Below are 23,521 nucleotides of genomic sequence, written 5' to 3' on the forward strand. Positions count from 1 at the left end.
GGTGAGTTCTTTGAAATGATTGGATTTGGAATATAGGCAGATTCTGAAATAAAAATGGCTTAGTATGTTTCCTTAATAGGAACTTTTGTTATCTTTGTCGCATAAACTTGAGACTATGGTAATGATATGGAACAGATGAAACTTTATACGCATGAGGAAATGCTGGATCGAGTAATTGGTGTCCGTGGTACTCCGGAACGGGAAAAATATGAAGATGATATTAACAATTTCCTAATCGGTGAAGCCATTAAGCGAACCCGTGAATCCAAGAATCTCACTCAAGAGCAATTGGGTGAATTGATGGGGGTCAAGAGAGCGCAAATATCCAAAATAGAAAGTGGAAAAAGCGTCAATTTCTCAACGATTGTCCGGGCTTTCCGGGCGATGGGTGTAAAATCGGCAAATCTCGACTTAGGCTCACTGGGCAAGGTGGCTCTTTGGTAAAGATAAGACAATCTGAAATCCTCGATCTGTGGGAAAAGGCGCAATACATGACATCGGAACTGTAGCATGATTTGTCTCCTGTTGTGAATACAAAACAAATGTTTTTTGAAATGTAGTTTATGCAGTCGAAAGAAAGATATATAGAGTTGTTGCGTAGTTATTTCCTTGATAAAGCAAAGAATTACGGAGTGGTCAGAATGGCGTTGTTCGGTTCTGTAGCTCGTAGTGAGCAAACGGATGGCAGTGATATAGATGTTGCTTATGAGGGTAATGCTGATATTTTACTGCGTAGCCGCATGAAACAAGAATTAGAGGCGTTGTTTGGTTGTAAGGTTGATATCGTTCGTCTTCGTAAACAATTAACAGATACCGCTTTTGGTCAAAATATTTCAAAAGATTTGTTGTATGTTTGATGGCTCATGGATATCATCGTATTGATGAAGAAGAGATTTTTAATGTGATGAATGTGGAGCTGGAGCCTTTATTGGACACTATCCGAATCATGAAAAAGGAGTTACCTGCCTATTCTTAAATCCAAGATTTTTAAATAAACAATCTGCTTATCGAGTAAGCTCAAATCTACTCGATAAGTAGTGGGTATGTCTGCTTACTAAGTAGACGAGGGTTTACTTAGTAAGTAGTTTTTGCACTGCTTGCCGACAGGATAAAGGACTGTCTGACAGGTAGGATGGAAATAGGTTGAATTCAGTTTAAAAATTAAATATACCCGAAAACGTGGAAGATTTGGAAACGGGCTTCGGGTAGAAAGGACAAACGATATGGAAAGACGGAATCTTTTTGTTATTTGCTTGGTGTGGCTGATAGGACTGATGTATCCGGCTATGGGGCATGCGGTAGAGGTTAGTAGTGAAAAAGAGTTAAAGAATGCTGTTGCTAATGGTGGGTATATTAAGTTGTTGCAAGATATAAATGTAGAAAGTACAGTCACAATATCAAAAGATGTTGAATTAGATTTGAATAATCATTATATTAAATGGAGTGAAGATAAAACAGTTGTGACTGTCTCTGTTACAGGTGGAAATGTGATTATTAAGAAAGGAACGATTAATGGATCTACAAGAACAGGGGGCTTGTGGAAGTATACAGCTAATGCATTAAGTATTTCTGGTGGTAAAGTTTCTATTGATGATTGTACAATCGAAGCATATACGGGGACAAAAACTACAAGTGCATATAATGCAACAGGGTTAAAAGTTTCAGGAGGAGAGGTTAAGATTCATAATTGTATAATAACAGCAAAAAGTATTTCACATCATATATGGGGTAAAGAGTATCATAATAAAGATGCTATAGATTCACATGTTGAATTCTCAAAAATCTTTGCACCCGGTTATGGTATAAATGGTAGTGTCGCGGATAATTTAAAAAAATCAATTGAAGGCACTGTCGAAATCAAACCAATCGACTATCCGATTTTATATCAAGAATTGAACGGAGGCAGTAAAATACAAGGAGGAAATTATCCTTCAAAATATAATGTTGAGACTCCTACTTTCCGTATTGATACCTTGGCTAAAAAGCATTATACATTTGCTGGTTGGCGATATGGAAGTGGAGGTAAAATTGTGAAAGATTTGTATATTGAACAGGGAACTACTGATACGTTAAAGTTTACAGCTCTTTTTACTCCCATTGAATACCCAATTGTTTATGAACGAAATGGTGGTTTTGAGAAACCAGATAATGAGAATCCAAAGACATATAATGTTGAAACCAAAACCGGTGAATTAGGAGAAGCTGGACGTCATTATTATAAATTTGGCGGATGGTATAAAGATCAGGGATTAACTCAATGGTTTCCAGGGTTTGAAGGACGATTCTATGAAAATCCTTTCTATCTCTATGCTAAATGGATCCCTATTGAATATCCGGTGACTTTTTATAATGGAACAGGTGAAGATGCTGTGCAATATACCAAATTTGGTACGTTCAATCGCTCGGAAGAGAAAGGAATAGATGAATTACCTGTGCCTATCGAAGATGACCGAATATTTAAAGGTTGGATTGAAGAAGGAAATACTTCTATCCTAACGAATGTAGAAAAAGGACATGAATCTGTTGAGCTATATGCTACTTGGAATTTGGTTAATTTTGTTGTTCAATACGATCTTGATGGAGGGACCTTCGGTACGGGAGTGCAATCTGTGGACCGATATACAGCAGAAACCACAAAGGATGTGCGTTGGAAAACAGGGGTAGATGTGATGAAGTCCGGATTTGTGTTTAAGGGTTGGCATTTGGGTTCTGCTACAGGAACGGTAATTAGCCAGTTCCCTTTAAACAGACACTTGGAACCGGCAACTACTTCTTCTGATGGCTTGGAAGTGACATTTACGCTTTATGCGGAATGGGAAGAAAAAGTATATGATATTTTGTTTATGCCTAATGGAGGAGAACCTATTGATTGTGATGCTTATAAATTGGCAAACGGAGTTTCGGAAGCTGATATGCCTGTCGCAAAAAGAAAGGGTTATGAATTTTTAGGATGGTATGAAAAGAATGATCCGGAAGGAAAAAATAAGGTGGAATCTATTCCTGCAGGAGGAACAGAAAGGATCACTCTTGTAGCGCATTGGGAAGTGATAGATTATAATATTACGTATGAAAACAATGGTGGAACGTTGGACAAACCGATAAACACATACACAGTGGAAGACGTCATTGTGTTGCCGACTCCCAAGAAAGAACACTACACATTTGCCGGATGGTACACTCGCAAAGAAGGTGGCGAAAAGCTGATTGCCAATAAGATTAGTTTGGCAACAGGAGATACGACCGTTTATGCCAGATGGACACCGAATGTTTATCACGTAACTTATGAAACGAATGGCGGAACGGTTATTGCCGGTAGTTTTCCATATACATACGGTGAAACGATTAAAATCAGTAAACGTACTTATAAAAAGAACTATGATTTTTCCGGTTGGTATATGGAAGAGACTTTGAAAACGCCTTTTGATGAAAAGAACAAATATGGCGGCGACCTCACCCTATACGCCAAATGGGGACCGAAGCGCTACAAGATCCATTACGATATGTTCCACGGAGAAGAATTGCCCGATGATACCTATACGACAGAAGAATCGAAGCTGTTGCCCACGAATGCTATCCGTCCAGGATTTACGTTTGCCGGTTGGTACGAAGACGATATGTTGACAAAGGGGCCTGTAACGAAGATTGAAAAAGGGAGTTCGGGCGACAAGACATTCTATGCCACCTGGAAACCGGGCTATTCGGTTCGCTTTACCCAACCGGAGAACGGAAAGATAGAGGTAAAGCGGAGAGGAGACCTGTTGGTGTCGGGCGACAAGGTCGGGGAAGGTGTGGAGATCACGATCACGGCTACGCCTGCGGATGCAAAGTATGGTTTGAAGGCTTTGTCGATCGGTGGAAAGACATACACCACCAGCCCCCAGACCATCAAAATGCCAGCCAACGACTTGTATATCTCCGCCATCTTTGAAGATGCGCGTGCGGTAGCTTCCGCGCCGGAGATCATCACGGATCCGGAAAACACCGACAATATGCTTATGGGAACAACCGTGAGAGTCACCCTCAAAAAGACGGATGAAAACACGACACTCTATTATTCGATCAGTGACGGGCCGAAACGACTTTACGAAAAGCCTTTCGAGTTGAGTAGTGAAACGGCAAAACTTCTTACCTTAAAAGCTTATGCAGTCAAAGAAGGATATAAAGACGGAGTAAGCGTGCGAGATATGGGATTCGGGGTGCAGAAAATATCGATTACTTTTGATTTGCCTGACGGCATTACGGCTGTCAACCCATTGGGTGGGGATGTAGTTTCGGCGATTGCCTCCGGTACTGCCTTCGAATTTTCCCTGCAAGTGGACAAAAACTATTTTCAGTCGTTGGATTCGATGACCGTATTGGCAAATGATTCCATATTGACGGCAAATGCCGACGGTATTTACCGAGTGGACGGTCCGTCAAAAGATGTGACCGTTACAGTAAAGGGATTGGAAAGCATTGCTTATGAAGTCACGTTGAAACAAAGCAAAGGAGGTCATATTTATTATACCGAAGATGGCAGCGATGGGATCCTTACGTTGCCTTGTAACAAACGGATTTCAGTGACGGCTGTACCTGATTTGAATTATAGGTTTGGGAAATGGAGTAACGGAAGTCAAGAAAATCCCTACACATTTACTGTATCGAGTGATACGACATTGGAGGCGACTTTCGTGCCGGATGACAAATATTTTACGATTACGCTGCCTGTGTTGGAAGGAGTGACGGTCAAACCGTTGTCTAATTATTCGACCGAAGTGTTGCAAGGTGGAAAATTCCATTTCTATTTGCGTTTTGCCGATGGGTATCGTGCCGAAAATCTGGTTGTCAAGGCAAACGGTGTAGTGTTGGATGCGAATGAAGAAGGGGTGTATAGCCTTTATCGGATTGTCAAGAACTATTCCATCTCGGTGGAAGGGATCGTGCAGGATGGGGTGAAATTGAAATTGGCGGAGCATGTTTCCGCTGTGGACATTGCGACTGCAACGGATGCCATGAAAGCGAAGCTCTATCCGGAATCGCTGATTTCTTTATTGGCAACGGCTCCGGATGGACAATATTTTTACAAATGGAATGACGGGAATAGCGACAACCCGCGTATCGTGACGGTTCGTGAGGCTTCCGGATTGTTGCCTTTGTTCCAACCGAGTTCCGGAGAGGGAGAATACGCCAAGATCCACCTTCCCAACGTTGTCGGTGCCGGTGTAGGCGTGCAGGTGGATATACACACGATCGAGGTAGGCGGCAAGATGCCGTTCAAAGTTGTGCTTCTGCCCGGATACAGCCAAAGCGAGGTGAAGGTCACGGCCAACGGCAAATTGTTGGAGGAAGGACTGTCCATGCGTGCCGCCGGCAAGAGCCGTACGTTGGTCTATTCGCTTGCCGATGTGGAAAAAGAGGTGAAAATCGAGATCGGCGGCTTGAAACTCGATACTTATAATGTCGGCGTGGAGCAGTCGGAAGGAGGACGGGTGTCTGTCAGTCCGTTAGGACGGATTGAATGTGGCAAGCAGGTGGTATTCACGGCTATGCCGGATGCCGGGAACATGTTCGTCAAGTGGAGCGATGGGAATACGCTGAACCCGTATCCTCTCTCAGTGGATGGCGACATGAATTTGAAAGCAGTGTTTATGCGCAGCGACATGGCGGTGGCGAATGAGGAGATTGCTCTGTCGGTTACACGTATATATGCCCGTTCCGGTAAACTGTATGTGGAAACGAAGGCGTCCGGCCTATCTATCTGGAATATGGATGGGGTGTTGATAAAGAGGACTTTCGTTTCGGATGGTTGTTCTGTACATCCGTTGCCTGCCGGTCTGTATATCGTCAAAGTGGGAGAGGGAGAACCTGTAAAAATCAGGATTCGGTAATCGCAAGTAAGGTCCGGTTGTGTTGATTGTTTGGAAAAGATTATGTGATTTCTGAAAGAAAGAACATGTAATCGGATAAATAGACCTTGTGAGGATTTTAGAGTTGTTGTTATTTTGCAACGATTTTAAGGGTAGGGTATTAATTTATTATAGGGTAATATCACGATTGATTGTGCTGTTTCAGATTGTATGTACTAAGGTAAAAAGGTATACAAATGAAAGAGTATCAATTACGTCATAGTCTGGGAAAGGCTATCTCATTTTCTTTTTGTGCATGGGTCTCGGTTGCAGGGCTCTTTTCCTGCGATTCGGATCGCTTGAACGGTGGGGGAAGTATAGGGATGTTGAGTTTAAATCTCGCCGCCGATACGACAAACATTAAGGGAGGAACTTTATCTACAAAAGCCGGGAATATTTTAGACGGCTTTGAAGATGCGGACGAATATACAGTCCAAATCTTCCAGGAAAGTGACACGCTTAAAAGTGCTTTGTATAAGGATTTTCCGGACGAACTGGAAATGAAAGAAGGGGCTTATACTTTACGTGCCTCTAAAGGAGAAAACTTACCTGCTGCTTTTGATAATCCTTATTTTGAGGGAACTGTGGATTTTGTCATCAAGAAAGACATGAAGACTCCCTTGGAGGTGACTTGCAAGATGGCAAATGCACGTGTTTATGCCAATTATACGGAAGATTTCCTGAAAGCTTATTCGGATTATAGTGTCTCATTGAAGACTTCTTATATGGATGGTTCCTTTACGATCACTAAAGGCGAGTCTCGCGGCGCTTATCTGCAAGTGGCAAAAGAAGGGACTCCGTTGAGTGTCGCTATCTCTTTAATGCGTAAAAACTGGAAAGAGCCCAAAGTCTATACCGTAACGGATCCGGCTATAACACTGAATCCGAAAGAATCCGTCATATTGAATTTTGCTACGGATGGGAAGACGGGAGACGGGTTGGATTTATCCATTGTACTGGATGATGAGATGATTGAAACAGAATTAGTAGATTCTATTCCTGATTTTATGTGGAAGCCATTTGAGAAACCGACATTAGAAGCGCACGGATTTACTTCCGGACAGACGATGCAGATAACGAAAGGTGGAGTGAAAGAAGCGTATATCGCATTTGGTGTTCCTGCCGGAATCGGTGGTTTTAGTGTTTATGAAACTGTGAAAGGTTCGACTGATACCGTTAAATATGAATTGACTGTTGAGGGAAATGTTTCTGAATTAAAGAAGAAAGGTTATGATATAAATGTTCCGACTAAATCATTGTTGAATTATAGTGGAAACGGACAATTGCTTTTGGAAAAGATGTTGAATCAGTTGGAATGCTCGGAAACAGACAAACCGTATGAGTTTATATTTTTTGCAAAAGATAATTTGCCTAATACTAACTATACGGATACTGTCCGATTATTTGCCGAAATCTATCCTGCTGCACCGATTGTTGAGTTTGAAGGTGAGTTTGGTTCTGTTGTAGAGGGCGAAGCAATGAAACACGATGTTATAGCATCTATTGAAGCTGAAGGTAAGATTAAGGATGTTGTTGTAACGATTTCGACTGATACAGAAAAGAAAGGATATCATTATTCTATTGCTTCCGAATGGGAACTGTTAGGGTGTACATTATCAAAAGCTGATGATGACACAAAGGCAACATTGACATTCCCGAAAACATTTACGGAAGGGTTGGATGCATTAGCTAATGGAGATCAAACTTATATGATTTCTGTAAAAGTGGAAACGGGAATTGGCTTGGAGGGTAATACTTCAGTTGAGGTTTCACAGCCTTTGGCAATTAAAATGCCTGTTTTTGATTGGGCTATGGCTGATAATGAAGGGGATGTGTTTGCTAAACGAGCTATTTTAAGAGCGAGAGTTTCTCTGGGTAATGTTGATAAGATTAAATATGTGCATTCAAAGGGAACTTTGGTTAATGGAAGAGTAAAAGAAGGTTTGATTGTCATAGATACCTTGAAAGATTTAACGCCTAAAGAGTCATATACTATTCAGCTTATTTATGATAATGGTCGTAATAGAAAGAAAACCGTTTCATTTAAAACAGAGGATGCTATACAGCTGACTAATGGAGAAATGGAAAACTGGAATGAAGATTGGACAAAATCTTTATATAGTGGTGCTAAAGTGGCGCTATGGGATAAAAAGTATTCAGTTATAGCAAATGATCCTCAAGGTTGGTCGACTGTAAATGATAAAACTTTTGGAGGAAATCCTAATGTTAAATCGACTTGGAATTTGCGTTCTTCCACTGTTAAAGCGTTAGGGAAAAAAGATAGTGGAGTATTGCTTCGAAGTGTTGGTTGGGACGATGGATCTGGTAATTCTTTTGAAGTTTTTGGGGTGACGGTGATTAAGCATTTTTCTGCTGGTAAATTATTTTTAGGTAACTATAGTTATGATCATAATAATGATACGGAAGTATATGATTATGGAATATCATTTACTTCAAGGCCATCTAAGGTGAAATTTTCATATAAATATATTCCGTATGGAGAAGATAATTCATTTAAAGTCCGGGCAGTAGCAGAGTATCGTGACGGCAATTCTGTTATATGTATTGGTCAGAGTGAGTATATCGGTTCTAAAGAAACTGATAACTATGTAGATGAAAGTTTTGTAATACAATATGCTTCTGAATATCTAAATCTTAAAGCAACACATTTTTATTTGGAATTTTCATCATCTTCTAAATATGATGATTTAGGTGGAAGTTTGACAGGAAATGCAAATGATTACTTGAATAAGTATTTTAGTCATTATAATAATTCCTATAAGTATTTTGAAGGTAGTAATCTTTATATCGACGACGTCGAACTAATCTACGAATAAAAGATGAAAATATTAAACAACATATCAATCTTACTGTTCAGCGTACTCAGTATGCTGGCAGTCTCTTGTCAGAAGGACGAGATTGGGAATAATGATGTTCCTGAAAACTATGGACAGCTTTCTTTGCAGTCGGTTGGAATTGATGATGAGATACAGGTTATAGGAACGAAAGCATTCAGTATGGATGCCGGTACTTTCAAAGTGGAACTGAAAAGTAATCCTACAAATGATTATCCGTTAGATACGACCATTGTATTCGATTCTTTTGCAGAAATGCAAAAAAAAGATTTTATTGTATTACCGGTAGGAACTTATACAGTCAAAGCTTATTCGCGTGATAAAGTAGAAGGCGGTGTTTTTGATAGTCCGTATTTCTACGGTGAGAACAATAATGTTGTGATTTTGGAAAAGAAGATCACAACGGTCCCAGCTATTACTTGTACATTCCAGAGTGTAGCAGTAGATATTAAACTGACTACCAGTTTTAATCTGCTTTTTGAAGATAGCTATCTGATGAAAGTGATTAACGGGAAAGGCAAAGAATGTACGTTTACGAAAGAGAATAACGGTCAGGTTATCTATTTTGATGATGTGGATGGCGGCTTAAAACTGGAATATACAGTCAAGGCGAAAGATCTATCTACTGCTTATCCTACCCGGACAAAAGAGCTTACGAAAAAAGGTCTGGCTCCTGCTCCGAACGATTATTATATAGTTGAATTTACGGGTGAAAACCCTGAAACTAAAGCACTTTAAGAAGAATGATTATGAAAAGAAATATACATATCCTTTATTTATTGGTGTTTCTGATAGCAGGATTTACGTCTTGTGAAATGAAAGATGATCTGTTCGGTAAAAAGCCTTCTCGTGAGGATCTGCCTAAAGAAGTCGGTTTGTTGGATTTGAAGTTGGATCCGCAGATGGAAAAAACGATTACGGGAAATTCGACGAAAGCAACCGATGAAAGTCTGGATGTAAACGATTTTTCGGTGAAGATCCTTGACGAGAATGGTGAGGTCGTAGAAGAATATGTATCTTATGCCGATATCGATGAGGTTTTGCTGGCAACCGGAAAATATCAGGTGGTTGCAACAAAAGGCGAGTTGAAAGATGCTGCCTACGATACTCCTTATTATGAAGGAAAAGATTCTTGTACGATTACTTCACAGGAGGTCTCTTCGCTGATTACCCCTTGTGTGCTGAGCAATAAGAAAATAACGGTCGCTTATACCGAAAACTTCCAAGAGCGTTTTAAAGAAGATTATGAAGTGGTAATGACGAACGGCAATGGTGTCCTGACTTTAAAATCCGATGAAGAGAAAAAGCCATTCTTCAAAACTACCGACCAATTGGATTTTGTTCTTCATGCTACCACTCGTTCCGGTCTGGAAACACAATATTTTTGTGATCTGTATAACGATCCGACCGTGAAAGAGTATAATAATATCGTTGTCTGGCTGGATGTTGCCGAACCGGATGAACCGGTAGATCCCGATAAGCCTGTAGATCCGGACGAACCTGTAGACCCGGATGAGCCGACAGAAACCCCGGATTCTTTGAAACGTCCAATCATCAAAGTGGATATCCAATTGGTGGAACGTGAATATACGATTAAAATCCCTTCTGATTTCATTTCCGGCGATGATAATGGAGGTGGTAATTCCGGCGGTGATGGAGGTGGTTCCACTACTGCTAAAATCCAGTGGGGAGGAACAAATTTAGATTCACCGATTACATTGACGGAAGAGAATGCTTCTTCTACAAAAGTAGTTGTGACTATGACGATGCCGACCGGAGTAAGTGAAATGAAAGTAACAATTTCGTCTAATCATGATGATTTTATGGCGGCAGTAGCCGATATTGGTAATCCTTTTGATATGTTGAACTTGAATTCAATGCAGTCCCAACTTTTGAATGCCGTTCAAGAAGGCCAAAAGTCTGTTCGTTTTGATGTAAGTAATTTTATGTCCTTGCTGACAAGTTTTAAAGGAACTCATAAGTTTAATATTTCTTTGAAAGATAAGAATGGAACATCCAGTTCGAAAACATTAACTATCATAGTAAAATAAGACAATGACAAAATATATATTATCAATAATATCCGCTTTATTACTAATTGGCTTTGTGTCATGTGATGAAGAGAAAAAGGCAACCAATGGACAAGGATATCTGTATTTGGGTATAGAGAAGAACGTCACATTGCAGACGAAGGCTGTCGATCCTGTTTTGAGTGTCGCTATCTTGAATGCGGCAGAAGATACGGTTAAGTATATTGCCGATTTTGAGGCTGAAAAAGCAGATGAAGGAATTCTATTGGATGCCGGTTCCTATCAGGTAGTCGTTGCTTCCGGTAAGAAAGACTCTGCAGCCTGGGAGTTACCGAATTTCTACGGAAAGACAGAATGTGACATTAAGACGAACCAGGTTACTTCGGCAAAAGTAACTTGTAAGATCGCGAATACGAAAGTAACAGTCGATTATAGCGACGATTTTAAGAAATACTTTACCGATTACAGTACAACGGTAAGTAATATTTCGGGTTCTTTGACTTTCGTGAAAGGTGAAACACGAGGCGGCTATTTTGCTCCGGAAACATTATTGGCTTTATTGAAGCTGACGAATACGGACGGTGAACAGTTTGAATTGAAACGTGAATATGCCGATATCCAGGAACGTTGTCATTATAAACTTTATTTCAAATTGAGTGGCGATCCGGAAACACCGGATGATAGCGGAGAAGCAGGAGGTAAGTTTGATGATATAACGATTGACGAGAGAGCCGATACGGTGATTGTTTCTATCCCTATTAAAGTGGAAGATCTGGAAAATATCAAGGCTCCGGAATTGAAGTTGGAAGGATTTGGAGAGAATAATAGTTTGGAAGCTAAAGAAGGTGAGTTTGCTCATAATATCTTGAAAGCTGTTGCTTCTTGCGGTATTGAGAAGTTGATGGTAACGATACAGTCAGATTCTTTGAATAATCGTGTGGGGATTCAATCTTTTGATTTAGCAAGTTTGGATGCTGCAACAAGCGAAAAATTGGAAAGTATTCACTTCCCGGTTCAATCGGTTAAGAGTGAAACTGATACATTGACATTCGATTTGACTGCGATGAGTAATGCGTTGAAATCTTTTGATGAAAGCATCCAGACGCATAACTTTACCTTTACAATAACAGATGCGAAAACGCAGGAACAAAGTATATCATTTTCTTATTCAGTGAAGCCGAATGTCGCTGTTGTCACCAAAGAGATTGCAACCATGAATATCTGGTCTACGTTTACTTTCTTTAGCGGTGAAAGTGATAGTGATGAAGGTTTCGGCTTTGAATATAAAAAAGTTTCTGATAGTGAATGGACTCCGGTAACTGTTGCTTCTAAGAATAAGGACGGAAAGACGTTCAGTGCTTTTGTCCAAGGTTTGGAACCGAAAACAGAATATGTATATCGTGCTGTAAGTAATGACCAAGAAGGAAATCCGATTTTTGGAAATGAGGTTAATTTTAAAACGGATTATGCGAATGAGGATGATAATGGAAATCCGTTTGTGCCGAATTTGGGATTTGATGATTGGTCTTATATAGGTTCGGTTTGGTATGCGAAAAGCCAAGGAGAAGAGACCTTTTGGGATTCTGGAAATCTGGGTTCGAGCACATATAAGAAAACAAACCCTACCCAGTCGACCACTGATACTCGTTTACAGAAAGGATCAGCCGCCATATTAAAATCACAGTATGTTGGACTGGGAGGGAGTTTAGGAGCTTTTGCCGCCGGTAATCTTTATACGGGAGTGTTTGGCAAAACACAAGGAATGAGTGGTGCTACAATTAATATGGGGCAACCTTTTTCTAATCGTCCTACTCAATTAAAAGGATGGTATAAATATAATCCTGCTAAAATCAATTACTCTAAAGTTGATTATATCCCTTCAAATGGATCTGTAACTGACACATGTCATATTTACGTTGCTTTGTTTTATGATTGGTCTAATCGTTATCTCGTTGATACAGGGGGTAAAAAGTATGTCGATCTTAATGAAGCAGCAGGTTTTGGGGAATTTAAAACAGCAGAGAAGGTTGACGAGTATACAAATTTTGTAATTGATATTAAATATAAAGAGAGTGGGCTTAATCGTAAACCTACATATATATTAATTGTAGCAACAGCAAGTAAATACGGTGATTATTTCACCGGTGGAGAAGGTAGTACATTATGCCTTGATGAATTCGAACTCAAATACGATTACAACCCCGCCTCCTTCGTCGGTACATCCTTAGAAGGTTTGGCAGAATAATCGCATCGTCATGCATTTCCAATTCCATCGCCGTGTATTTTATTTTCATGGCGATGGAATTAAATATTCAAATTGAACACATAATAAACAATGAAGCATATATTAATAATGCTATTGCTCGTATGCAGCATACCGGCAATGGCGAGAGGGAATAAGTTCGATCGTGGAATAGAGCAGAAGACATTCATCCCGAAAGGGCAATGGATGGTGGGAGCCTCTTTCTCTTATTCCGAACATACGGACGATAATTTCAAGTGGTTGGTGATGGATGATGTGACCAGTACGGGATATACTTTTAAAGTCTCTCCGGTTGTCAGCTACTTTATCCGGGATAATATCGCAATCGGCGGACGTGTAGCCTATTCCCGCGGCTTGACTGATTTAGGAAACTTATCTCTAAATCTGGGAGATGACCTGAGTTTTGATTTGTCTGATTATAAAGATAAATCACATATGGTATCTGGTTCATTCTTTATCCGTACATACCTGAACCTGGGTGATAGCAAACGGTTCGGCTTGTTTAACGAAGCCCGTGTGACTTACGGATACGGACAAAGCAACGTGGAAGACGGGACGGGCGATGAACTGAAGGGGACACATCAGATCAAACAGAATCTGAATTTCGGGGTTGCACCTGGCATCACCTGTTTCATCAACGACTATGTTGCTGTTGAGGCGGCAATAGATGTGTTAGGGTTGGACTTTAAATGGTATGACCAGACAACGAACCAAGTAGAAAAAGGCAAACGTACCAATAGCGGGGCGAACTTTAAAATCAACTTGTTGTCAATCAATTTAGGTATTACATTCTATTTATAAGAGAGAGAGATGATGCATAACGTAAAAGGATGTCTTCTGTCATTTATCTGTGTCTTGACAGGATGTATAGAGAATGATATTCCCTATCCGGTCGTAAAAGCGGAGATACAGGACATTGAGACGAATGGCTTTGTCTCTTCTTCTATTGATAAGGAGGCAAGAAGTGTTTCCATTCTGGTAGACGATACGGTCGACCTCCGTACACTCCGCATTACGAAGTTGCTGGTAACTGCCGGTACGACGATCATTCCGGATTCATTGGCATGTAAGGATGCCGGTCATTTCCCGGATTCGGGATTTGTATCGGTCGACAGTTTGCCTGCAACGGCTAACACGCAGATTGACCTGTCGTCGCCGGCTACTTTTGTCTTGCGTATTTATCAGGATTATCCCTGGCAGATATCGGCTAAACGGAATATCCAGCGGAAATTCTCGATCAAGGCGGCTGACGGTAGTGATGTACAGGTCGGGACTCCTGTTGTCGATGAAGAGAACTGCAAGGTGATTATATATGTGAGCAAAGAGACGGATTTGGGTAATCTGAAGGTGCAAGAAATGACATTGGGAAGCTCTATTGCTTCCACTATTCCCGAACCGACAACGGTAACCGATTTCCGCCGTACCCGTACATTTGAAGTGAAGGCTTTTGGTGAGACGGAAACATGGTCTGTCAGCGTTGTCCATTACGAGGGGACAGGAGCAAGTCTTTCAGTATGGGCAAAACGGGCCTATCTGAGCGGAGTGGCAAAAGAAGGAACTGCTATCGATATCCAATATCGCCAGAAAGGCGAGGAGGTATGGGACCAGGTATTTGAAGACGAGATCACGTTCCATGAAGATGGCACTTTCTCGGCGGCCATGCGTCATTTGATACCGGCGACCGAGTATGAATACAAGGCTACTATCGGTACGCAAACTTACGACGTCACCTCTTTTGTGACGGATGAGGCGGCACAGTTGCCGAATGCCGGTTTTGAAGAATGGTGGATGAACACGAAAAATATCTGGTTTGTCTATGCCGAAGGGGGTGAAATGTTCTGGGATACCGGAAACACAGGGTCCGCAATTGCCAATAAGAATGTGACGGTTTATGACGAATCTAAGCCTCATGGTGGTAAACGGTCTATTAAGTTGGCTTCGGAAAATGTGATTATCAAGTTTGCTGCCGGAAACCTGTTTGCCGGCGAATATGTCAAAACGGACGGGACAGATGGTATCCTTGATTTCGGACGTCCGTTCACTGCACGTCCGACCTTCTTGAAAGGATGGTTCAAATATACTTGTACGCCGATCACTCAGGTTGCAGATGATCCGGGAGACCAGTTTGAGGATGCACAGAAAGGGATGAATGATAAAGCGCATATTTATATCGCTTTAGGAGATTGGAGTTCTCCTGTACGTATCCAGACGAAGAAGTCAAAGCGTCAATTGTTCAATAAAAACGATGAACATATCATCGCTTATCAGGAAATGATTGTCGGCGAAACAGTCAGCGGCTGGACGGAGTTCAAGCTAAAGCTGGATTACCGCTCTCTGACGCGTAAGCCGACATATATTATAGTTGTCGCCAGTGCCAGCAAGTACGGCGACTATTTTACCGGTGGTGACGGCAGTACCTTATGGCTGGATGATCTGGAGCTGATATATGAATAAAAAAGAAGTCGGCGGCTTTTAGTAAAAAGACAGGCATTCTTTTGCAAAACACTTATGATTCGATCTTGAAACATATATGTTTTGATTGGCAGAAACAACTTCATTTCTTAGCAGATTTGAAACTAAATGTACCACTAAAGAACCAGGTTCGCGGATGACGCGGATCGGGCGGATCTTAACGGATAAAATAATTAAAATCCGCTTTCATCCGCGTCATCCGCGTCATCCGCGAACCTGGTTCTTTAATGTTTCAAATATTCTTACAATCGTTCTATTATTCTGCAAACATATTATTGATTGCGAAAACAATTGTCATACTATCATGATTCGCTTTTTTAGCCGTGAAACGGCTAAAATGATGGTTAAACAGGGAACTAATCTTTTCCATCTAACCAAATTATTCCTTACCTTTGTGCCTCAAAAAGAGAACACAAGGTATGGAAAAACAGTTTAAGAGAACGCTGATAACTACGGCGTTGCCGTATGCGAACGGACCGGTGCATATCGGTCATTTGGCCGGGGTGTATGTGCCTGCTGATATTTATGCACGCTATCTTCGCCTGAAAGGGGAAGAAGTTTTGATGATCGGTGGATCGGATGAGCATGGAGTGCCTATCACGCTGAGAGCGAAGAAAGAAGGGATTACGCCGCAGGATGTGGTGGACCGTTATCATGGCATTATCAAGAAGTCTTTTGAGGATTTCGGTATCTCGTTCGATATCTATTCCCGTACGACTTCGCCTACGCATCGCCAGGTGGCGTCGGACTTCTTCCGTACCTTATATGATAAAGGCGAGTTTATCGAGAAAACAAGCGAACAGTATTATGACGAGGAAGCGAAACAGTTCCTTGCCGACCGCTATATAACCGGGACTTGTCCGCATTGCGGCAATGAGAAAGCCTATGGCGACCAGTGCGAAGCCTGCGGTACATCTTTGAGCCCGACAGACCTGATCGACCCGAAATCCGCCATCAGCGGCAGCCAGCCGGTGATGAAAGAGACCAAACACTGGTATCTGCCTTTGGACAAATGGGAACCGTTCCTGCGCCAGTGGATTTTGGAAGGACATAAGGAATGGAAACCGAACGTGTACGGACAGTGCAAGAGCTGGTTGGATATGGGATTGCAGCCTCGCGCCGTAAGCCGCGACCTCGACTGGGGCATTCCCGTGCCGGTGGAAGGTGCGGAAGGAAAGGTGCTGTATGTCTGGTTCGACGCGCCTATCGGATATATCTCCAATACGAAAGAACTGCTCCCCGAAAGTTGGGAAACCTGGTGGAAAGATCCTGAAACCAAGATGGTGCATTTCATCGGTAAGGATAATATCGTGTTCCACTGTATCGTGTTCCCGGCCATGCTGAAAGCCGAAGGTTCTTACAACCTGCCGGAGAATGTGCCGGCCAATGAGTTCCTGAACCTGGAAGGCGACAAGATCTCCACTTCCCGCAACTGGGCTGTCTGGTTGAACGAATATCTGGTGGATATGCCGGGTAAGCAGGATGTGTTGCGCTATGTTTTGACGGCTAATGCTCCGGAGACAAAAGACAACGATTTCACCTGGAAAGATTTCCAGGCACGCAATAACAATGAGCTGGTAGCCATCTTAGGTAACTTCGTCAACCGCGCCTTGGTACTTACCGAAAAGTATTTCGAAGGCAAGGTGCCGGCCGCCGGCGAGCTGACCGATTATGACCGTCAGACATTGACCGACTTTGCGAATGTAAAGGCCGACGTGGAACGTCTGCTGGATACGTACCATTTCCGTGACGCCCAGAAAGAAGCGATGAACCTGGCGCGTATCGGAAACAAATATCTGGCTGACACCGAACCCTGGAAATTGGCAAAGACTGATATGGCACGTGTCGCCACGATCATGAACATCGCTTTGCAGATCACGGCAAATCTGGCGATCGCTTTCGAACCGTTCCTGCCGTTCAGCATGGAGAAACTGAACAAGATGCTGAATGTCGAACCGTTAGGCTGGAACCGTCTGGGATCGACCGACCTGTTGGAAGCCGGCCACCAGTTGGGCAAATCCGAACTGTTGTTCGAGAAGATCGAAGACAGCGTGATCGAAGCGCAGGTACAAAAGCTGCTGGACACGAAGAAGGCAAACGAGGAAGCGAACTACAAGGCGAAACCCATCCGCGAGAATATCGAGTTTGATGATTTCATGAAGCTGGATATCCGTGTCGGGACCGTGCTGGAATGTACGAAAGTGCCTAAGGCGGACAAGCTGTTGCAGTTCCGTATCGATGACGGTCTGGAGAAACGTACGATCGTTTCCGGTATCGCCCAGCATTACAAGCCGGAAGAGCTTGTGGGCAAGCAGGTTTGCTTCATTGCCAATCTGGCTCCGCGCAAGCTGAAAGGCATCGTTTCCGAAGGAATGATCCTTTCTGCAGAAAACTTCGACGGCAAGCTGGCTGTCATCATGCCTGAGAAAGAGGTGAAACCGGGCAGCGAAGTGAAATAGATAATATAATGTTGGAAGAACAGATACAGATGGTCGACTTGCATGGACAATATCTCCGGTTCAAAGAGGAGATCGATAAGGCCATGCAGGCGGTGATCGACGGTTGTGCCTTTATCAATGGCTCGCAGGTGAAAACCTTTGCCGGGCATCTGGCCGGCTATCTTCAGGTTCCATACGTGGTCCCTTGCGGTAACGGGACGGACGCTTTGCAGATCGCCCTGATGGCACTGGAACTTCAGCCCGGCGATGAGGTGATCCTACCGGCATTTACTTATATAGCGGCAGCCGAGGTTGTCGCTTTGTTAGGGCTGACGCCCGTGCTGGTGGATGTCGATCCCCGGACCTTCAATATCGATCCCCGGAAAATAGAAGCGGCTGTTTCGGGGCGGACAAAGGCGATTGTGGCCGTCCACCTGTTCGGACAATCCTGCGATATGGAGCCGATCATGGCTTTGGCAGATGCCTATCATCTGTATGTCGTGGAAGATAATGCCCAATCCGTCGGCGCCGATTATACGTTTTCCGACGGACGGGTACGAAAGACCGGCACGATCGGACATATCGGGACGACTTCCTTTTTCCCGTCCAAGCCGTTGGCCTGCTATGGCGACGGAGGCGCGTTGATGACTTCCGACGAGGTGCTGGCTACCCGTATCCGCATGATTGCCAATCATGGCCAGGAATGCAAATACCATCATAGGCGGATCGGATGTAACTCCCGCCTGGATACGTTGCAGGCAGCCGTGCTGGATGTGAAGTTGAAGCATCTGGAGGAGTTCACCGAGGCCCGCCGGCAGGTCGCTTCCCGGTACGATGAAGCCTTGTCTTCCTGCGACTTGTTGGTTCTCCCGACGAAGTCGACGTTTTCGACTCATGTCTATCATCAATATACGGTCCAGGTAAAAGACGGCCGGCGGAATGCCCTTCAGGGTCTGTTGAAAGAGCGGGGAATCCCATCCATGATCTATTATCCCTTACCGGTACATCATCAGGAAGTCTACCGGCACATCTCCCGTATATCCGGCAGTTTGGACATCTCCGCCCCTTTGTGCGAATCCGTCCTTTCCCTACCCATCCATACGGAGATGTCATCCGAACAACAGCAATATATAACAGATACCCTCACTAAACTAAAGTGATTATGGATAAGAAGATAAAATTCGCAGTAATCGGTTGCGGCCATATCGGCAAACGTCATGCCGAGATGGTGACACGCGATCCGGGAGCCGAGTTGGTGGCCCTTTGTGATATTCGTCCCCGTGAAGAATTGGGCATTGAAGCATACGATGTCCCGTTTTTCTCATCCCTTACGGAATTATTGCAGAGCGGACTTTCCATCGATGTCGTGAATATCTGCGTACCGAACGGTCTGCATGCCTCTATGGCCATCCGGGCTGTCGAAGCCGGGCATCACGTCGTGATCGAGAAGCCGATGGCACTGACGCTTGCCGATGCCGAGAAGGTGGTCTATGCTTCGCTGAAATACCGTAAACAAGTGTTCTGCGTCATGCAAAACCGTTATTCTCCTCCTTCCGTCTGGATCAAGGAGATGGTGGATTCGGGTAAGTTAGGCAAGATCTATATGGTCCAGTTGAATTGCTATTGGAACCGTGACGATCGTTATTATAAACCCGGTGGCTGGCATGGCGATGCCGCTTTGGACGGAGGGACGCTTTTTACCCAGTTCTCCCATTTCATCGACATTATGTACTGGCTTTTCGGGGATATCTGCAATATCCAGGCCCGCTTTGCCGATTTCAACCATGCCGGACTTACGGCTTTTGAAGATTCGGGTTTTGTGAATTTCAACTTCGTGAACGGCGGGATGGGGAGTCTGAGCTATTCCACTTCTGTCTGGAACAGGAACATGGAAAGCAGTATGCTGATTGTTGCGGAGAACGGAAGCGTGAAAATCGGCGGACAGTATATGAACGAAGTCGAATACTGCCATATCAAAGATTATGAAATGCCGGAACTGGCGCCGACGAATCCTGGAAATGACTACGGTCCTTATAAAGGTTCCGCCCAGAACCATAATTTCGTGATCCGCAATGTGGTCCGTGTCCTTTCCGGTGCAAGTTCGGAATGCATCACGACCAACGTACTGGAAGGCATGAAGGTCGTGGACATCATCCAGCGGATTTATGCCTTGAAGTAATAAATGCGAGATAGGGACGGGGCGGCGTGTTAAATATGGATTCCGTATTCATGCTTCACCTCGTCCATCACAAAGGTGCTTTCGAGCGAGCCGAGACTGTCGATCGTGCCTAACACGTTCAGGATAAATTCCTGGTAATACTTCATATTCGGCGCATGGATCTTCAGCAGGTAGTCGTAACTCCCCGATATGTTGTAGCATTCCGTGACTTGCGGAATCTCCTGTATGATTCTTGTGAACTCCGCCGCAATCTCTTTGTTCAGTCTCCTCAACTTGACACTGCAAAAGACCACGAAGCCCTGGTTTAGCTTTTCGGCGTCCAGCACGGCAATGTACTTCTTTATATATCCTCCGTTTTCGAGGCGTTTCAGGCGTTCGAATACGGGTGTCGACGAGAGGCTGACACTCGCGGCGAGCTCTTTTGTGGTGAGCCGGGCATTCGATTGCAGGGTACGGAGGATCTGCAAGTCTACTTTGTCTAATTTCTCAAGTGTGTTCATAAGAATAAAATTCTATCGGAATCCTTTTTTCGATCCTGATACAGTTTATGCGTTCTGTTGACGGCCGTAAAAATAGCGTTATTTTCTGTATTTCCCATATATCTTGTCTGATATCTCTGTCTGCTATAGTTTTGCTGGAAAATAAGCAAGAAGAACAATTTAAAATAATACGACTATGGCAACAAAGAAATTACATTTCGAGACATTACAGGTTCATGTAGGGCAAGAACAGGCCGATCCCGCAACAGATGCTCGTGCCGTCCCTATTTATCAGACAACATCTTATGTATTTCATGATTCACAACATGCGGCAGACCGTTTCGGCCTTCGTGATGCCGGGAATATTTATGGCCGCCTGACCAATTCGACCCAGGGAGTTTTCGAAGCGCGTGTCGCCGCTCTCGAAGGGGGAGTGGCTGGTCTGGCGGTGGCTTCCGGTGCGGCGGCCGTGACGTATGCCTTGCAGAATATACTTGGGGTGGGCGACCATATTGTGGCTGCCGACAATCTCTATGGCGGTTCCTTCAATCTGATTACGCATACGTTAGCGGCTCAGGGCATTACCCACACGATTGTAAATGTCAATGACCTGCAGGCGTTGGAGGCTGCTATCCGGGAGAATACGAAAGCGGTGTATGTCGAAACGTTCGGTAATCCCAATTCTGATGTTACCAATATCGATGCTGTGGCGGAGGTGGCCCATCGTCATGATATCCCGTTGATCGTGGATAATACGTTCGGTACGCCGTACCTGATCCGCCCGATCGAGCACGGGGCCGATATTGTCGTCCATTCCGCCACCAAATTTATCGGCGGGCATGGATCGAGCTTGGGGGGCGTGATTGTGGACAGTGGCCGTTTCGACTGGAAAGCAAACGCCGATAAGTTCCCGACTTTGGGCAAACCGGACCCAAGCTATCATGGGGCGGTCTTTGCCGACGTGGCGGGCCCGGCAGCCTTCGTCACTCGCATCCGGGCCGTCATTCTGCGTGATACAGGAGCCACGATCTCGCCTTTCAATGCTTTTATCCTGCTGCAGGGGCTGGAAACCTTGTCCCTCCGTGTGGAGCGTCATGTTGCCAATGCTTTGAAAGTCGTCGAGTATTTGTCCGAACATCCGAAAGTGAGCAAAGTGAACCACCCGGCTCTTCCGGACCATCCGGATCATGAACTCTATAAAAAATATTTCCCGAAAGGTGCCGGCAGTATTTTTACTTTCGAGATCGAAGGCGGGCAGGAAGCGGCCTGGAAGTTTATCGATTCGCTGGAAATCTTCTCCCTTCTTGCCAATGTGGCTGATGTGAAGAGCCTTGTGATCCATCCATATACGACTACCCATTCTCAAATGACTCCGGAAGAGTTGGCCGGACAGCATATCACGCCTTCCACGGTGCGCCTGAGCATCGGTACCGAATATATCGATGATATCATTGATGATCTGGACCAGGCACTGGCACAGGTTTGATGTGAGATGCCAATGTGTTTTTGATTAGATGCAAGTGTAATCTGTTTTCTGCATTGTCGAGAATAAGTTCGACATTGTCAAGTATATGTTTGACATTGTCGGGAATATATACGACAGGGTCGAAAACAGATTACACTTGCATCTGAGTAACCATTCGATGCCTTAGATATACAAATAAATCCTGAGAGTAAAAAAATGGCAAGGGGAGTCTCCCTGCCCCAAGTTATATTTCCCCACTCCTGCCCCCATCGAAAGACATGGCAAAGAAAACTTGAAAAAAAGTATATATCCGGTTGTGTGTATTCCCATAGTAAGCCGACTCCATTATAAAGCACGGGATTTTATGGAAAACGACAACAATATAAAACGAATCATACAACTTTATTTCGGAAAGCATTTCTCCCGTTCGGGGCGTGTCCTGTTCGGACGCTGGCTGCGGGCGGAGGATGGGACTTCCGAAAAGACCGATATGTTGCAGGCCTTTTGGGAACATTCGCCGGCAGAAGCGACTGCCGAGACCCGCGAAGACTGGGAGGCCTTGCAAGGACATTTACAGGTGGAAGCGGTCCGCCGGAATTCCGTCCCGATGTATCGCGGGTGGATCAAATATGCGGCGGTAATCGCATTGATGCTATTGACGGGAGCGGCGACCTTTTTCGTTACGGACCGCCTGAAACCCGCCCGGCATGTGGAGATGGCGGAATTGTTCGTCCCTTATGGCGAGAGCCGGCAGGTCATTTTGCCGGACGGTTCGCGGGTGTGGGTCGATGCCGGTTCGTTGCTCGTTTACCCGAAGGACTTTGCGGATACGGAAACGCGTACGGTCTACCTGACAGGCGAGGCGTCGTTCACGGTTCGGAAAAACCCGGAAAAGCCTTTTATCGTGAAGACGACTTATCTGGATGTGCAGGCTTTGGGTACGGTATTTACGGTTGCTTCCTATCCGGCCGATTCCTGCACGAGCACGATCCTGGAAGAGGGGAGCGTCAAGGTGGATGTAAAGGCGGGCGAACACCAGCCGGCTATCCTGAAGCCGAACGAACGTCTGGTCTATTCGCATGCGGCGCATACGGTCACGGTCCGGCCGGTCGATGCTTCGCTCTATAAGATGGAGCGTAGCGGTTACCTGATCTACGAGAATGTCTCTTTCAACCATCTGATGGTTTCGCTGGAGAGGAAGTTTAACGTGACGATCCATTATAATTCCCAGAAATATGCGGACGAGTATTACAATGTCAAGTTTGCCCCGCATGAAACCCTGGAGGATGTATTGGCTGTTTTGCAACAGCTGATCGGCATTCGTTTCAAGATAAAGGGAAATGTTGTATTTATAAATTAAAAAGAAAGGAGAGGACAGGATGAACAAAAGAAAACCGGAAAGAACGAAAGTGCGAAAATCCCTCTTTCCGGCGTTTGAAACCGAATTGTGACTTT

General features: G+C 44.1%; 15 protein-coding genes. 14 read left to right on the forward strand and 1 reads right to left on the reverse strand.

From position 1 onward, the window contains the following. The first annotated feature begins 126 nt into the window (after positions 1-126). The 12 genes from RDN79_RS03770 (at position 127) to RDN79_RS03825 (ending at position 20,122) form a co-directional block, all read left to right on the forward strand. Positions 127-444 (forward strand): helix-turn-helix transcriptional regulator, encoded by a 318-nt coding sequence (locus RDN79_RS03770; protein WP_298554054.1) that lies wholly within the window; start codon positions 127-129, stop codon positions 442-444. Between the two features lie 119 nt (positions 445-563). Further along, positions 564-857, forward strand: a complete 294-nt coding sequence (locus tag RDN79_RS03775; protein ID WP_298554057.1) for a nucleotidyltransferase family protein — start codon at positions 564-566, stop codon at positions 855-857. A gap of 429 nt (positions 858-1,286) precedes the next feature. Beyond that, positions 1,287-5,867 carry an InlB B-repeat-containing protein gene (locus tag RDN79_RS03780; RefSeq protein ID WP_298554150.1) on the forward strand — a complete coding sequence of 1,527 codons (4,581 nt, stop codon included), beginning with the start codon at positions 1,287-1,289 and terminating at the stop codon, positions 5,865-5,867. A gap of 215 nt (positions 5,868-6,082) precedes the next feature. Beyond that, positions 6,083-8,722, forward strand: coding sequence for a DUF4493 domain-containing protein (locus RDN79_RS03785; RefSeq protein WP_298554062.1), 2,640 nt, complete (start codon positions 6,083-6,085; stop codon positions 8,720-8,722). Positions 8,723-8,725: 3 nt separating this feature from the next. Further along, positions 8,726-9,478 (forward strand): DUF4493 domain-containing protein, encoded by a 753-nt coding sequence (locus RDN79_RS03790; protein WP_298554064.1) that lies wholly within the window; start codon positions 8,726-8,728, stop codon positions 9,476-9,478. Positions 9,479-9,489: 11 nt separating this feature from the next. Further along, positions 9,490-10,791, forward strand: a complete 1,302-nt coding sequence (locus RDN79_RS03795) for a DUF4493 domain-containing protein (RefSeq protein WP_298554067.1) — start codon at positions 9,490-9,492, stop codon at positions 10,789-10,791. A 4-nt stretch (positions 10,792-10,795) separates the two neighbouring features. After that, the gene (locus tag RDN79_RS03800; RefSeq protein WP_298554070.1) at positions 10,796-13,015 is read left to right on the forward strand and encodes a PCMD domain-containing protein; all 2,220 of its coding nucleotides are present in this window, start codon (positions 10,796-10,798) and stop codon (positions 13,013-13,015) included. A gap of 90 nt (positions 13,016-13,105) precedes the next feature. Next, positions 13,106-13,834 carry a hypothetical protein gene (locus RDN79_RS03805; protein WP_298554073.1) on the forward strand — a complete coding sequence of 243 codons (729 nt, stop codon included), beginning with the start codon at positions 13,106-13,108 and terminating at the stop codon, positions 13,832-13,834. 9 nt (positions 13,835-13,843) lie between these two features. Next, on the forward strand, positions 13,844-15,487 hold the full coding sequence (locus RDN79_RS03810) for a PCMD domain-containing protein (protein WP_298554076.1): 1,644 nt from the start codon (positions 13,844-13,846) through the stop codon (positions 15,485-15,487). A 437-nt stretch (positions 15,488-15,924) separates the two neighbouring features. Beyond that, complete coding sequence (gene metG / locus RDN79_RS03815; RefSeq protein WP_298554079.1) at positions 15,925-17,964, forward strand: methionine--tRNA ligase; 2,040 nt, start codon at positions 15,925-15,927, stop codon at positions 17,962-17,964. 8 nt (positions 17,965-17,972) lie between these two features. Then, complete coding sequence (locus tag RDN79_RS03820; RefSeq protein ID WP_298554082.1) at positions 17,973-19,103, forward strand: DegT/DnrJ/EryC1/StrS aminotransferase family protein; 1,131 nt, start codon at positions 17,973-17,975, stop codon at positions 19,101-19,103. Between the two features lie 2 nt (positions 19,104-19,105). Next, positions 19,106-20,122, forward strand: coding sequence for a Gfo/Idh/MocA family protein (locus RDN79_RS03825; RefSeq protein WP_298554085.1), 1,017 nt, complete (start codon positions 19,106-19,108; stop codon positions 20,120-20,122). A gap of 29 nt (positions 20,123-20,151) precedes the next feature. Here the strand turns inward: RDN79_RS03825 and RDN79_RS03830 are convergent, their stop codons facing one another. Beyond that, on the reverse strand, positions 20,152-20,622 hold the full coding sequence (locus tag RDN79_RS03830; RefSeq protein ID WP_005639984.1) for an Lrp/AsnC family transcriptional regulator: 471 nt from the start codon (positions 20,620-20,622) through the stop codon (positions 20,152-20,154). Between the two features lie 175 nt (positions 20,623-20,797). Between RDN79_RS03830 and RDN79_RS03835 the strand changes: the two genes are divergently transcribed. Next, entirely contained in the window at positions 20,798-22,087 is a 1,290-nt protein-coding gene (locus RDN79_RS03835) for an O-acetylhomoserine aminocarboxypropyltransferase/cysteine synthase family protein (protein ID WP_298554091.1), read from the forward strand. A 343-nt stretch (positions 22,088-22,430) separates the two neighbouring features. Beyond that, on the forward strand, positions 22,431-23,426 hold the full coding sequence (locus tag RDN79_RS03840) for a FecR family protein (protein WP_298554094.1): 996 nt from the start codon (positions 22,431-22,433) through the stop codon (positions 23,424-23,426). The last annotated feature ends 95 nt before the right edge of the window (positions 23,427-23,521 follow it).

This window comes from uncultured Parabacteroides sp. (assembly GCF_902493135.1).
Lineage (GTDB): Bacteria > Bacteroidota > Bacteroidia > Bacteroidales > Tannerellaceae > Parabacteroides.